General features: G+C 61.3%; 15 protein-coding genes. 6 read left to right on the top strand and 9 right to left on the bottom strand.

Translation table 11 applies throughout. The features are described 5' to 3' along the window. Positions 1–36: 36 nt before the first annotated feature. A complete protein-coding gene (locus tag EK369_RS12290; protein ID WP_127114559.1) occupies positions 37–549 on the bottom strand; it encodes an SH3 domain-containing protein in 513 nt (170 codons plus the stop codon). 107 nt (positions 550–656) lie between these two features. Here EK369_RS12290 and EK369_RS12285 point away from each other — a divergent pair, with 107 nt between their 5' ends. Next, on the top strand, positions 657–1,643 hold the full coding sequence (locus EK369_RS12285; RefSeq protein ID WP_127114558.1) for a 2-hydroxyacid dehydrogenase: 987 nt from the start codon (positions 657–659) through the stop codon (positions 1,641–1,643). A gap of 6 nt (positions 1,644–1,649) precedes the next feature. Here the strand turns inward: EK369_RS12285 and EK369_RS12280 are convergent, their stop codons facing one another. Together EK369_RS12280 and EK369_RS12275 are read right to left on the bottom strand one after the other, a co-directional pair. Beyond that, positions 1,650–2,003 (bottom strand): hypothetical protein, encoded by a 354-nt coding sequence (locus tag EK369_RS12280; protein ID WP_127114557.1) that lies wholly within the window; start codon positions 2,001–2,003, stop codon positions 1,650–1,652. Between the two features lie 116 nt (positions 2,004–2,119). Next, entirely contained in the window at positions 2,120–2,566 is a 447-nt protein-coding gene (locus EK369_RS12275) for a GNAT family N-acetyltransferase (RefSeq protein WP_164726983.1), read from the bottom strand. Between the two features lie 112 nt (positions 2,567–2,678). Here EK369_RS12275 and ggt point away from each other — a divergent pair, with 112 nt between their 5' ends. From ggt to EK369_RS12260, 3 genes are all read left to right on the top strand, one after another. Beyond that, positions 2,679–4,445, top strand: coding sequence for a gamma-glutamyltransferase (gene ggt / locus EK369_RS12270; protein ID WP_127114555.1), 1,767 nt, complete (start codon positions 2,679–2,681; stop codon positions 4,443–4,445). Positions 4,446–4,511: 66 nt separating this feature from the next. Next, positions 4,512–5,918, top strand: coding sequence for an FAD-binding oxidoreductase (locus tag EK369_RS12265; protein ID WP_127114554.1), 1,407 nt, complete (start codon positions 4,512–4,514; stop codon positions 5,916–5,918). Positions 5,919–5,949: 31 nt separating this feature from the next. After that, entirely contained in the window at positions 5,950–6,681 is a 732-nt protein-coding gene (locus EK369_RS12260) for a hypothetical protein (RefSeq protein ID WP_127114553.1), read from the top strand. A gap of 262 nt (positions 6,682–6,943) precedes the next feature. Here the strand turns inward: EK369_RS12260 and panB are convergent, their stop codons facing one another. Together panB and panC are read right to left on the bottom strand one after the other, a co-directional pair. Beyond that, positions 6,944–7,753, bottom strand: a complete 810-nt coding sequence (panB, locus tag EK369_RS12255; RefSeq protein ID WP_127114552.1) for a 3-methyl-2-oxobutanoate hydroxymethyltransferase — start codon at positions 7,751–7,753, stop codon at positions 6,944–6,946. Continuing rightward, positions 7,750–8,595, bottom strand: a complete 846-nt coding sequence (gene panC / locus EK369_RS12250) for a pantoate--beta-alanine ligase (protein ID WP_127114551.1) — start codon at positions 8,593–8,595, stop codon at positions 7,750–7,752. Before panC ends, panB begins: the two co-directional genes overlap by 4 nt. A 186-nt stretch (positions 8,596–8,781) precedes the next feature. Between panC and EK369_RS21800 the strand changes: the two genes are divergently transcribed. Together EK369_RS21800 and EK369_RS12245 are read left to right on the top strand one after the other, a co-directional pair. Further along, on the top strand, positions 8,782–8,937 hold the full coding sequence (locus tag EK369_RS21800; RefSeq protein WP_164726982.1) for a hypothetical protein: 156 nt from the start codon (positions 8,782–8,784) through the stop codon (positions 8,935–8,937). 149 nt (positions 8,938–9,086) lie between these two features. After that, complete coding sequence (locus EK369_RS12245) at positions 9,087–11,594, top strand: GcvT family protein (protein WP_127114550.1); 2,508 nt, start codon at positions 9,087–9,089, stop codon at positions 11,592–11,594. A 47-nt stretch (positions 11,595–11,641) separates the two neighbouring features. Here the strand turns inward: EK369_RS12245 and EK369_RS12240 are convergent, their stop codons facing one another. The 4 genes from EK369_RS12240 to EK369_RS12225 all read right to left on the bottom strand — a co-directional run bounded on the left by EK369_RS12240 (position 11,642) and on the right by EK369_RS12225 (position 13,633). Continuing rightward, positions 11,642–12,076, bottom strand: a complete 435-nt coding sequence (locus EK369_RS12240) for an EF-hand domain-containing protein (protein WP_127114549.1) — start codon at positions 12,074–12,076, stop codon at positions 11,642–11,644. Between the two features lie 119 nt (positions 12,077–12,195). Then, positions 12,196–12,588 carry an EF-hand domain-containing protein gene (locus EK369_RS12235; RefSeq protein ID WP_164726981.1) on the bottom strand — a complete coding sequence of 131 codons (393 nt, stop codon included), beginning with the start codon at positions 12,586–12,588 and terminating at the stop codon, positions 12,196–12,198. Between the two features lie 201 nt (positions 12,589–12,789). Next, positions 12,790–13,233, bottom strand: a complete 444-nt coding sequence (locus EK369_RS12230; protein ID WP_127114547.1) for an EF-hand domain-containing protein — start codon at positions 13,231–13,233, stop codon at positions 12,790–12,792. Between the two features lie 61 nt (positions 13,234–13,294). Next, positions 13,295–13,633 carry a carboxymuconolactone decarboxylase family protein gene (locus tag EK369_RS12225; RefSeq protein WP_127114546.1) on the bottom strand — a complete coding sequence of 113 codons (339 nt, stop codon included), beginning with the start codon at positions 13,631–13,633 and terminating at the stop codon, positions 13,295–13,297. Positions 13,634–13,846 lie beyond the last annotated feature (213 nt).

Raw genomic sequence — 13,846 nt, 5'->3', positions numbered from 1 at the left:
GGTGAGGCACCCCGGTAGACCTATCCATCAGCCGGATTAATCCCTGAGCTCTTCGGCCTTTACACCCCAGAGCGCCGATTTGTGCGCCCAGCCTTTGTAGCCGCCTGAGGTGAGGCGGCACCAGTCGGGGCCACATTCGCCCAGCCGCGCAACAACGCCCAGTTCCAACAACGCCACTTCCTGCGCGTTTGGCTCTGGCTTCATGCGGATGGCCAGCATGTCCTGTTCGATAACCACCGTGCGCACGCCGGACAGCAGCGAATAATGCACCCAGCCGCCTGCGCCTTCCAGATCCTGCACGCGGCGCCAATGGCCATGCTCGGCTGTGATCTGCAACGGCATGTTGCGCCGGGTAAACACCCAGTCAATCCTGTGCGTCAGCGACGGGCCGCGCCGCACATTGGCCTTGCTCGCCTTCAATGACACATAGCGCGGCATCGGCAGGTTCGTGACCGGCCCGCGCACCTCTTCTGCCAAGGCAGCAGTGGCCGCGACCAAAAGGCACAACCCCACTGCGCAAAATAGACGTGTGAACACCCGTTTGGACATTTTTGCCTGTTTTCTGCTCTTCTTTGTCCCGCGGGTTCTTGTGACCCGTCTTGGTATGGGGCACTCTGACACCGACGCGGTGATTTGCAAAGGACTGGGAGGCCCGGATGCCAAAGGAACGTCTAAGTGTTGTCGTAACGCGACGCTTGCCCGAAGCGGTTGAGACTCGGTTGTCGGAATTGTTCAATGTGTCTTTGCGCGATGACGATACGCCGATGAGTCGGGACGAGCTGGTCGAGGCGATGAAAACCGCCGACGTTCTGGTGCCAACCCTGTCCGATACCATCGACGCCCCGATGATCACCCAGGCCGGTGGACGGCTGAAGCTGATCGCAAACTACGGTGCCGGTGTCGATCATATCGACGTCGAAAGCGCCCGCCAGCGCGGCGTTCTGGTCTCCAACACCCCCGGTGTGTCGGCGGACGACACGGCGGACATGACCATCGCCATGATCATCGGCGCGACCCGCCGCATCCCCGAAGGCCTGCGCATGATGGCCAAGGGCGACTGGAGCGGCTGGGCACCGAACGCCATGCTGGGCAGCCGCATGGGGGGCCGCCGTCTGGGAATTCTCGGCATGGGTCACGTCGGGCAGGCCGTGGCGCAGCGCGCCCGCGCCTTTGGCATGCAGATCCACTACCACAACCGCCGCCGCCTGCATTCCGGCATCGAAGAGGCGCTCGAGGCCACCTATTGGGAAAGCCTTGACCAGATGGTCGCGCGCATGGACGTGCTGACCGTGCATTGCCCGCATACGCCGGGCACCTTCCACCTGATGAACGCCCGCCGCCTGAAACTGCTCAAGAAAGACGCCTATCTCGTGAACACTTCGCGTGGCGAAGTGATTGACGAGAACGCGCTGGTGCGGATGCTGAAATCCGGCGATATCGCGGGCGCCGCGCTCGACGTCTACGAAGGCGGGACCGAGGTCAATCCAGACCTGCGCCGCCTCGGCAACGTCGTGCTGCTGCCGCATATGGGCTCTGCCACCGTCGAAGGGCGGCTTGAGATGGGCGAAAAGGTCATCATCAACATCAAGACCTTTGACGATGGTCACCGCCCGCCGGATCTTGTGGTACCGTCGATGCTGTAAAGCGGGCTACTGACCTGGCAATCCGGGCACTGGCTCGCCACCACTTTGCGCATTCATGTCCCGAATTCGCCGTTCCGTGTCTTTGTTCTGCAGGTCTCTTTGCTCGGCAAGAAGCGCTTCTTTTTGCTTTCGGCGCCTGATCGCGAGCCGTTTGCTGACGTAAGCCGCCGCAACAAACCCCAGGACCATGCTGACGATTGACTGCCAAAAGACGGTCATCGCCGGCACTCCGATGTTCAGCAGTATGAACGTTGCCAAACACACAGCCGCACCTGCCAGAAACCCGAAACGTGTCGGGTCATTGTGGCTCGGGTTCTTGACCTGAAGCATGACCCCTTCTTCAATGGAATTGCCGACCATAGCTCTCTCCCTTCAGGATCAATCATACCGCACGCGCCCCAAAAAGCCAAAACACAGCATTGGCCCAAGCAGGCCCCGGGGCATGGTGCAGGCCGACGTGACAGGCAGCTCTGTCGTCACATCTCAATCAGGTAGACATCGAACGGAAACTGCTCGACCACCGAGTCGTATAGCCGCTTGGCGCGCAGATTGTCCTTGGCCGTCAGCCAATACACCTCGGTGACATCGTCCGTTTTCGCCTGCTGCACCACCGCCTCGATCAGCTTGCGCCCCGCGCCCGTGCCACGGGTTTCGGGCAGGACAAACAGGTCGTTCAGATAGCACACGTCCCCGGCTTGCCAGAAATTCCTGTGATACAGGAAATTCACCAATCCCACGGCCTGGCCCTGCGCGTTCAGCGCGATATGTGCAAACATCGGCTCATCCGGGGCATGAATTCGGGCCCAGCTCAGGTCTTTTACTGCCTGATCCCGTTCGGTTTCATAAAAGGCAAGGTATTGATCCCACAGGGTTTCCCAGTCTGCCTTGTCGGATGGCACGACGGGGCGCGTTGTCACGGTCATGAGAGTCTCCTTTTGCGACAGCTTACAAAGCGCGCCCCAAATGCCAAGCCTGCAGAATCCCGTTGCCGTGGCTGTCCCGTGCGCTAGGCTCATACGCAACAGGGAGACCGACATGAGAACACTTGCACTGGCCTTGACCCTTGCGCTGGGCATGACCCCGGCATTGGCACAGGAAACCGCCGACAGCGTCGCGCCCGAAACGGCCACCGCGCTCGGCAGCACCCTTGCGGGGCCGCTCGCAGCCTCGCAAGCCGCCAAGGACGCTGGCCAGCCTGTCGCGGCTGACGATTGGATGGTGGTCGCCGCGCACCCGCTCGCGGTCGAGGCAGGAGGCCGCGTTCTGGCCGAGGGTGGCACCGCAGCTGATGCCATGGTCGCGGTGCAGGCGGTGCTGGGGCTGGTAGAACCACAAAGCTCAGGCCTGGGCGGCGGCGCCTTTCTGGTCTGGTACGACGCAAAAAGCGGCGAGGTCACCACCCTCGATGGCCGCGAAACCGCCCCTCTTGCCGCGACCCCGCAAATGCTGCTGGGCGAAGACGGCCAACCGCTCGGCTTCTTTGACGCCGTGATCGGCGGGCTCTCGGTTGGCGTTCCCGGCACGCCCATGCTCATGCAAGAGGCCCACCGCAGCTGGGGCCGCGCCAACTGGCCGGGTCTGTTTGCCGAGGCCATCACCCTTGCCGAAGAGGGCTTCCCGGTCTCGCCCCGCATGGCGGCCTCTGTTCAGCGGGACGCGGAACGTCTGTCTATCGACCCGCAAGCCGCGCAACAGTTTGTGCCCGGCGGCGCGCCACTTCAGGCTGGCGATCACTATGAGAACCCCGCCTATGGCGCCACGCTCAGAACCCTCGCAGCCGAAGGGGCCGCGCCTTTCTACACCGGCGACATTGCGCGCCAGATTGTCGACGCCGTTGAAAACGCGGCCCGCCCCGGACTGCTCGCCCCCATCGACCTCGCGCTCTATCGCGTGAAAGAGCGCCCCGCCGTCTGTGCCGACTATCGTGGCTATGACGTCTGCGGCATGGGGCCACCGTCCTCGGGGGCTCTGGCCGTCGGGCAAATCCTCGGCCTGCTCTCGCCCTTTGATATGACCGGTCTTGGCCCCGACGACCCCCACACCTGGCGGCTGATCGGGGATGCCACGCGGCTGGCTTTTGCAGACCGGGGCCGCTACGTCGCTGACAGCGACTACGTGCCTGTCCCTGTCGAGGGCATGCTGGAACGCAGCTATCTTAACAACCGATCCGAGCTTTTGCGCCGCGACACCGCGCTGCCCAAAGTCACCCCCGGCACACCAGAGTTCGACCACGCGCTGAACTGGGCGGATGACGCGGATTTCGCGCGCCCCGCGACCTCGCATATCACCATCGCTGACGCCCATGGCAACGTGCTGTCGATGACCACCACCATCGAAAACGCCTTTGGCAGCCGGGTCATGGCGGCGGGTTTCCTGCTCAACAATGAACTCACCGACTTTTCCTTCCGCAGCCACCGCGACGGTGTGCCCGTCGCCAATCGCGTGGAACCGGGCAAGCGCCCGCGCTCGTCCATGGCGCCCACAATCGTGCTGGACAACGGCGCGCCGGTGCTGGCCATCGGCTCTCCCGGCGGCAGCCGCATCATTCCTTATGTCGCCAATGCCATTATCGCCCATCTCGACTGGGGCATGGACGTGCAACAGGCGGTCTCATTGCCGCATCGCGTCAACCGGTTTGGCACCTATGATATGGAGGACGAGGCCATGGCCGCCGAGATGCAGGCCTTTGGCTTCGAGGTCAAAACCCGCAGCCTCAACTCGGGCCTGCATGCCATCTCTTTTGGAGATCGTTTGCAGGGCGGCGCTGATCCGCGCCGCGAAGGGTTGGCACTGGGGGAATAAGGCAATTTAGTTGATTTGTTAATTAAAATTCTGTAACGATCAACCGCAACTTAGAGGGAGCAGCAAATGGTTCAGGCCAGTGATCTACCGCGTAACGAAGAGGGTATCGCCACCGTCGTTGGCCTCTTGAAACAGCGTTTTGGTGAGAAACTCTTGACCGGCGACGCCATTCGCGAACAGCACGGCCATACCACCACCTGGATTAAGAACCAGTCTCCTGATGCGGTGATCATGCCGCAAAACACCGCCGAGGTGGCCGAGATCGTGAAAACCTGTGCCACGCACAAGGTGCCGGTCATCGGCTTTGGCACCGGCACCTCGCTCGAAGGGCATGTGAACGCCCCTGCCGGTGGGATTTGCGTCGATTTGATGGAGATGAACCAGATCCTCGCCGTCAATTCACAGGACCTCGACTGCGTTGTCCAACCCGGCGTCACCCGCGAACAGCTCAACACCTACCTGCGCGATCAGGGGCTGTTCTTTCCCATCGACCCCGGCGCCAATGCCTCGCTTGGCGGTATGGCGGCGACCCGCGCCAGTGGCACCAACGCCGTGCGCTACGGCACCATGAAGGACAACGTCCTCAGCCTCGAGGTGGTCACCCCTCAGGGCGAGATCATCCGCACCGCCAGCCGCGCCAAGAAATCAAGCGCCGGGTATGACCTCACCCGCCTGATGGTCGGCTCCGAGGGCACGCTGGGCCTGATTACCGAGATCACCCTGAAACTTCAGGGCATCCCCGAGGCGATGTCTTCGGCGCGGGTGTCCTTTGACAGCATGGATGCCGCCTGTCAGGCCGTGATGATGACCATTCAATACGGCATTCCAGTGGCCCGGATCGAGCTGCTCGACGCCCTGACGGTCAAGGCTGTGAACGCCTATTCCAAGCTGACCCTGCCGGAATCGATCCTGCTTTTGCTGGAATTCCACGGCTCCGAAACCAGCGTCGCGGAACAGGCTGAGCTGTTTGGCGGTATCGCCGAGGAATTCGGCGGCACCGGCTTTGAATGGACCGCCAATGCCGAAGAGCGCAACAAGCTCTGGCAGGCCCGCCACGATGCCTATTGGGCCTCCACAGCCCTGCGGCCGGGGGCCAAGGGCTTCTCGACGGACGTCTGCGTGCCGATCTCGCGTCTTGCGGAATGCGTGACCGCCGCTCAGGAACGCCTGAACGCGCTGGGCTTTATCGCGCCGATCGTTGGCCACGTAGGTGATGGCAATTTCCACACCCTGCCGCTGGTCGACATGGACAACCCGGACGAGGTCGCCAAGGCGGACGAATTTGTCGGCTGGCTGAATGACCTCGCGATTTCCCTCGGTGGCACATGTACCGGCGAGCATGGCATCGGGCAGGGCAAGAAACCCTATCTGGTCAAGGAACTGGGCGGCGCCGTCGACATGATGGTCGCGATCAAGCGGGCCATTGATCCGGACAACATCATGAACCCAGGCAAGATTCTGCCCGCCACCTGACCCGACGGGGCAACACGCACAGGAGGTCCCCATGCGCCCCCTCGGAACCACTCTCGCGGCCCTTGCCGCTCTGGCCTCACCGGCCCTGGCCGAGAACGCCTCAAACCCTCTGGCGGCGGTGAACAACACGGATCTGCGCTATCAATACTACGATCTGGGCGGCGGTTTTGACCAACAGGACGCCATCATTGATGGCGCCTACATGCTGCGCCCCGATCTCAAGTTCAAATACGAGGCGCATTACTACTCAACCGACGTATCCGGCACCCGCGAAAACGACCTCAGCCGCGTCAGTTTCAAGGGCATCCACTTCCCATCCGAACGCAAGCTGAACGACACCTGGGGCATGCGCACCGCCGTCGGGCTGGAACTCATCCTCGATTTTGGCGACCCGGCCAAGGGCACCGGCCTTGGCTCTGACCAGATCGCGCCCTTTGGGGGGGTGGCCTTGACCAACCTGCAAACCGGTCTGACGCTGATCCCGCTGGTGCAGCATTATGAATCCTACAACGGCCCCACGGATGTCTCGCAGACCGCCATGCGGCTGATTGCATTGCAGCCCTTTGGGGACGGCTATTGGGCCAAGATGGACCTGAAACTGCCCTATGACTGGAGCAACGATATCTGGCCCGCGTCAGCCGAGTTTCAGCTGGGCAAGAACCTGAACGCCAGATTGGCGCTCTATGGCGATCTCTTCGTGGGTTTGGGCCGCGACCGGCTCTATGACCATGGCATCGGGGTTGGTCTGCGCCTTAAGTACTGAGCGTGACCCTCGTAGGTCGGACAATTTGTCCGACCTACATCGACCCACATTGCCGCGTTTCAGCTATTGTGCAGGGGTTTCGACCGTGCGCGCCGTTAACGTGTCAGGATTGCGGTTCGAGCACCGACGCAATACCGACGTGATACCGACGCAATACAGACCCCAGTTTTGGCCTTTAACCACAGGCAAATCAGGCCGAGTCGCATGGAATGCCATGAGAGTCCGCGCGCGCCCCGTTCAGACTCTGTTTACGGATCAGACCCTAGCGATACACCTGATCCTCGCCCGGAAACGACCGGTCCTTGACCTCTTCGGCGTATTGCGAAACGGCGCGTTCGATGGCGGGCCCGAGATCGCCATAGACCTTGACGAACTTCGGCGTCCACTCGTTCAGCCCCAGCATGTCCTCCAATACGAGGATCTGCCCGTCACACTCGGCACTTGCGCCGATACCGATAGTGGGAATATCGATCTGCTTGGTGATCTTCGCAGCCAGCGGCTCTACCATGCCCTCCAGCACAACCGCGAACGCCCCCGCCTCGGACACGGCGCGGGCGTCTTCCTCATGCGCTGTCCAGCTGTCTTCCTCGCGCCCCTGGGTCTTGAACCCGCCCATGACGTGGCTCGACTGCGGGGTCAGGCCGATATGCGCCATAACCGGAATGCCGCGTTCGACAAGAAAGGTGATGGTCTCGGCCATACGCTTGCCGCCTTCCAGCTTGACCGCGCCACAGCCGGTTTCCTTCATGATCTTCGCGGCATTGCGGAACGCGACCGAGGGGCTTTCCTCGTAGGTGCCAAAGGGCATGTCCACCACGACCAGCGCCTTTTCGGTGCCGCGCACCACGGCCTTGCCATGCATGATCATCAGCTCCAGCGACACGCCCACGGTGCTCTCCATGCCATGCATCACCATGCCCAGAGAGTCCCCCACCAGGATAAAGTCCGCATATTTATCAACGATTGCAGCGGTATGCGCGTGGTACGAGGTCAGCGACACAATCGGCTCGCCCCCCTTGCGCGCGGCGATCATCGGCACAGTGTTGCGGCGGATTTTGGTGTGTTTGCTCATGGGAAGACAACCCTTTGGTCAATCAGAAGAATGCCGCCGAACTCAGCCGAAAGCATGATGGCAGCAGGAGAGGTGAGGGGGCCGGTGATCTCGTCAAGCGTTTCCGCTTCGACGATGTCCAACCCTTTCAGGGTGGCACGTGGTTGGCCCTTGATGACGTCGGTGATGGTGGCGCGCAGGCCCTCGACGGTCCTTGGGGTTGCGGCCCAACTCTCGGCGTGATCCAGCGCATCGCACAGCACGCGGGCGGCGGCGCGATCTTCCGGTCCCAGCCGCACATTGCGCGATGACATGGCCAGCCCATCGGCTTCCCGCACCGTCGGCACGCCGCGCACCTCGATGGGAAAGGCCAGATCGCGGGTCATGCGCCGCACGATCTTGAGTTGCTGATAATCCTTCTCGCCGAAACAGGCGACATCGGGCTGCACAAAGTTGAACAGTCGCGCCACCACCGTCGTCACCCCGCGGAAATGCCCCGGGCGCACCAACCCGTGCAGCATATTGGCCATGCGGGTGGTCTCGACGATGGTCTCATCACCTTGCGGATAGACCTCTTCGACAGGGGGCACGAGCACACAATCCACGCCCGCCGTGCGCAGCATCGCAAAATCCCGGTCCTCATCACGCGGATAGGCCTCCAGATCAGCGGCCTCGCCAAACTGCGTGGGATTGACAAAAATGGTCACAACCACGCGGTCGCAATCCTCCTGGGCCGCCGTGACCAGCGCCATGTGGCCCTCGTGCAGAAACCCCATGGTCGGCACCAGCCCGACCCTCTCACCGGCGGCCCGGTAGCTGGCCACCTCGGCGCGGCAGTCTGCGATGGTCCTGCAAATCTTCATGTTTTGCGCGTTTCCATTGGACGTTTGGGTCGCTTCCTTACAGATTATGCCGCGCTGCGGCAAGAAAATTGCGCGGCTTTGGTGCCGTCTTTTGCCCCGCCGCCCCGATATCGCCCCATTGCCTGCCCATTCTCGCCAATCCTCTGGCGCAGACTACCTCTTGGGGGCAGACGCAGGAGGGACCGGATGGGCCGCGTTTTGCCATTTATCTTTGTGACGACCGGTCTGGTCGCCATCGCCACGTTTCAGGCCCAGTCTGAACGCATGTCGAATGCACCGGCGCCCCTGACCATGGCAGGCACCATTTCCGTCGAATCCCTGGCCCCGGCACCCCGACCCTGACCTCTCCTGACACGGCAATGGCCCTGCGATAACGACCAATCCCGCACCGAGGGTCGGTTTTGAGCTTTTTTGGGTCGGCTGGACCCGCCGTGGCCTCCCTTGATTTGACAGATTATGCTCAATTCACTTTTTTGGGAGTCGCTGGGCCTATGAAAACTCAAGTCAAAGCGCTGGTTGTCGGCGGTGGTGCCGTCGGAACGTCAATTGCCTATCACCTGGCCAAGGCCGGTTGGGATGACGTGATGCTGATCGAACGGGACGAGCTGACCTCGGGCTCGACCTGGCATGCCGCAGGTCTCCTGCCGCTGTTCAACATGTCTTATGCCACCACGCATATCCACAAGTACTCGGTTGATTTCTACAAACAGCTCGAGGAAGAAACCGGGCTCAATGCAGGGTTCGCCGTGGTCGGCAACCTGCGTATGGCGCAGACACAGGACCGCATGGACGAATACATGCTCTATGCGTCCACCGCCGAAACCTGTGACGTGGCCTATGAATGGCTGACCCCGGATCAGATCAAAGAGCGCTGGCCACTGATCGAGACCGGCGACCTCAAGGGCGCAATCTATCACACCGAAGACGGCTACATTAACCCCGCCGATGTCACCCAGGCGATGGCCAAGGGCGCGCGCCAGCGCGGTGTCGAGATCGTGCGCAAGATGCAGGCCGACGCCTTCCACTGGACCGGAACCCACTGGGAAGTGACCTGTACCAAAATGGTCGAAAAGGGCGGTAACCTTGTGCCCAGCGACGAGCAGGTCGTGATCACTGCCGAACACGTCGTGACCGCCTCCGGAAACCACGCACAGCGCACCGCCAAGATGCTGGGCATCAAGATGCCCGCGATCCCGGTCGAACACACGTTCATCGTCATGGACAAGGACCCCGAGCTGGTCAAATGGCGCGAAGCCGGCAACCCCGAGCACCCCGTTGTGCGCGACGCCGACAACGAATCCTATGCCCGTGAAGAGCGCGGCGGCTGGATCCTGGGCATTTACGAACATGGCGCCCCTGCACAGTTCGAACATGGGGTGCCGGACAGCTTCCGCGCCGACCTATTCCCGCTGGATCTGGACCGGATTGCCGAACAGTATATGGCGATGGCCGAACGTGTGCCCTCCTGTGCTGAAAGCGGCCTCAAGGACGATTTCAATGGCCCGATCTGCTACACACCGGATGGCAACCCGCTGGTCGGCCCCGCGCCGGGTCTGCGCAACATGTGGCTGGCCGAGGGCTTTTCCTTTGGCATCACCGCTGCGGGTGGCACCGGCTATTACCTCGCCCAGATGATGGTCGATGGCGAAGCCGAGATCGACATGGCCTCGCTCGACCCGAAACGCTATTCGTCAAACTGGATGACCACCGAATTTGCCGCGCGCAAAAACGAAGAATGCTACGAGCACGTCTACATCCTGCACCACCCCGACGAAGAGCGCGCAGCCTGCCGCCCCTTGCGCACCGCCCCCGCCTATGACCGCCAAAAGGCCCAAGGCGCGCAGTTCGGCTGGGTCAACGGCTGGGAACGCCCGAACTATTACGGCCCCCTCGATGCGCCGGAAAACTTTGACCACGACAGCCGCTCGTTCCGCCGTGGCGCGTGGTGGGAATACGCCAAGGCCGAGGCCGAAGCGGTTCGCAACGGCGTTGGCCTGATCGACGCCACCGCCTTTACCAAACACGTGGTAAAAGGCCCCGGCGCAACCCAGTTCCTCGACTGGTTCACCTGTAACAAACTGCCCAGCGTCGGTCGCATCAACCTGACCTATGCGCTGACCAGCCACGGCACCACCCGCACCGAATACACCATCGTGCGCAACGGCGAGAACAACTACTACCTCGTCTCTGCCGGGGCCTGGACCGAGTATGACGCCGACTTCCTGCGCAAGGCGGCCGAGGACAAGATGGAAGAATTCGGTTACATCGAAATTCAGGACGTGACCACCCAATGGGGCGTCTTCGCCATCGCAGGCCCGAAATCGCGTGACGTTCTGAAAGAAGTGATCGTCGATGCCGACCCCGACACCGCGCTTTCGAACAAACGCTTCCCGTGGCTGACCGCGCGCCAGATCGAACTGGGCATGTGCCCGGTCAACGCCATCCGCGTGGCCTATACCGGTGAATTGGGCTGGGAGTTGCACCACCCGATCGAGATGCAGAACTATCTCTGGGATCTGCTGACCAAAGCGGGCGAGAAACATGGGCTCAAGCTGGTTGGCGCACGCGCTCAGAACTGGCTGCGTCAGGAGAAATCCTATCGCGCCTTCGGCACCGAACTGGGCCGTGATGCGACCCCGGCCGAAGCCGACCTGCCGCGCTTTATCGACCTGTCCAAGGACTTCCACGGCAAGGCCGAGCTAGAGGCCACGGGCATCCGCGCCAAATGTTGCACGCTGCTGATCGACGGTCCCGCCGATGCCGACCCATGGGGCCGCGAGGCGCTTTATACCCTCGATGGCACCCGCGTCGGGCGCCTGACCTCGGGCGGGTATTCCGTGCACTTCGGTAAATCCATCGGCATGGGCTACGTGACCCCCGACCTCGCGGTCGAAGGCACCAAGCTGCAGGTCAAGATGCAGGACAAGCTCTGGGATGCGGTTGTCACCTGTGACAGCCCCTATGACCCCAAGAACGAAACCATCCGAATGAACGGCTGAACCGGTTTCGCCCGGATCAGGAAAAAGGGGCCTCTGAGGCCCCTTTTTTAGTTGCGGCCAAAGTCGTCCACGGTCACGGTGCCATCTCCGTTTCGGTCAATCCCGGCGTACCACGCAGGGACCGCTGCCATGAACTCTTCGCGGCTGACCTGCCCGTCGCCATTGGCGTCGGTGACGTCACGCTTCATGCCATTGGCCGGGTTACCCTTGCCCTTGCCGTGCCCCATGCCGTTTTCTTTCATGTCAGTGGCGCGGGCTTCGTCAAACTGATCGTGTTCCTCGGCGTCCAGAACACCGTTTTCATCCGCATCAAAGGTGTAAAAGATATCGCTGCGGCGTTCGGTGGCTTCCTCCAACGACACGGCACCGTCTTCATTCAGGTCCCAGTTCTCCACGAAATGGGCACCCGGATTGCCGGCCTCTGCCCATGCGCCGCTTGCGGTCAGTACCAATGCCAGGATGGCGATTTTTGGGGTAGTCATGTCTCTGTCCTCTTGATTTACATTCCTTATACGGAATGTAATCGAGGTCCCGTCGAGGACAGACTGTCGCAGGGGCCGGAAAATAGAGATCAGCGGAAAAACCCATGCAGATCCGCGTGTTACGGCCTCTTTGCCGCCATCTCCTCCGGGCTCACCATACCGTCGCCGCTCGTGTCCAGACGATCAAACATGGCGCCGGTCCAGCGTTTGAATTCACCGGCACTGATCAACCCATCCCGGTTCATGTCCGGCGACCCCATCGTCGCAATCACCTGGTTCTCGCTGCGACGAAAGGCCAGGTTTGCCTCAAACCCCTCGCGCTCGCGCCCCTTCAGGTCGCCATCCTCATCCTGATCATAGGTGTCAAAGACATCGTACTGAATCGCCGCCGCTTCCTCGCGCGACAGCAACCCGTCACCGTTGACGTCCCAATCTCCAATCCTGATTTCATCCGGATCTGCCATGGCCATGCTTGCCGCAAATGCGACCATGACACATATCGTCTTTTTCATGTTCATTCATCCTTTGAACATCAGATAGTTGGTCATACGCACCGGAACCAGAGGTCCGTCGCACTCTTTTGAACACCCGGCAGACTCCCGCCGCACGCCAACCACGCGCAACCTCTGCTCCCGGCAAAAAATGAGGGAGCGGACCCTCAGGATCCGCTCCGCATCAAACAGTCATGCCATCCGATTTCGGCCAAAGCCGGTTCAGTTGTCCTTGGTAAAATCCAGCGCATTGGGAAAGTCATTGGCGTCAATCTGGCCATCCCCGTTGCGGTCCATCTGCATGAACCATCTGCGCCCGGCTTCCAACAACTCCTCGCGCGTCACCATGCCGTCAAAGTTGCTGTCGACATTGCCACGGGACAGGCCGCCAACCGCGCGCAACGACAATGAGGTGTTGTGCTCCTTTGCCTCGGCCTCGCGGGCCGCGTCAAAGGCATCATATTCCTCGTTGTTCAGCGCGCCGTCGCCGTCCTTGTCAAACTGCGCCATCACCGCCAACAGGCGGTTCTCGATCTCGGCCAGCGTCACACGCTTGTCCTGGTCGAGATCCCAAAGACGGAACTCGGCGGTTTCGGCCAGGGCAACCGAGGCTGAAAATGGCGCCGCAAGAGCGGCCGCCAGCACGAATGGCAAGAGACGGGGCATGCGTGTCCTTTCGCAAAAGACGTAAAGTGTCACACCTATGTAATGCGGAACGATGATACGCTCAACCGGCGGTCATCTCGTCGTAACACTCCAGCGCTTTTGCCGCATACATCATCGATGGCCCACCGCCCATCTGGATGGTCATCGCCAGCACATCGCCAATCTCTTCCCGGCTGGCCCCGGCGCGGACCAAAGCCTCGATGTGCAACACGATGCAGGCCTCGCAGCGATCCGCCACGGCAATGCCAAGCGCGATGAACTCCTTGGTCTTGAAATCCAGAACCCCGCCTTCCTTGACGCTCTTGCCGAGGGCGCCAAAGGCCCGCGTCGTCTCGGGGATGGTCTTGTTCAATGCGCGCAACTGGTTGCGGGTTCCGTTCAGTTTGTCAGCCCAGCTCATATATCTCACTCCTGGAATATCATTTCCCGCTGAAAACCACGGAATCACCTGACCCACTTTGACAAAGATCATGTTTTCGGAATTTGTTTTGCCATGACGACACGTCACACATCCCCCATGCTTCATGTCGCCAAAAATACTCCGGGGTGAATTGGCTGCACCGCAGCCAAGAGGGGCTGCGCCCCTCCCAGGCTCAGCTCTGCTGAGCCACGC

Origin of the sequence: Shimia sediminis, from assembly GCF_003990645.1 — a bacterium.
GTDB lineage: Bacteria > Pseudomonadota > Alphaproteobacteria > Rhodobacterales > Rhodobacteraceae > Shimia > Shimia sediminis.
This window is presented reverse-complemented; position numbering and strand designations above follow the sequence as displayed.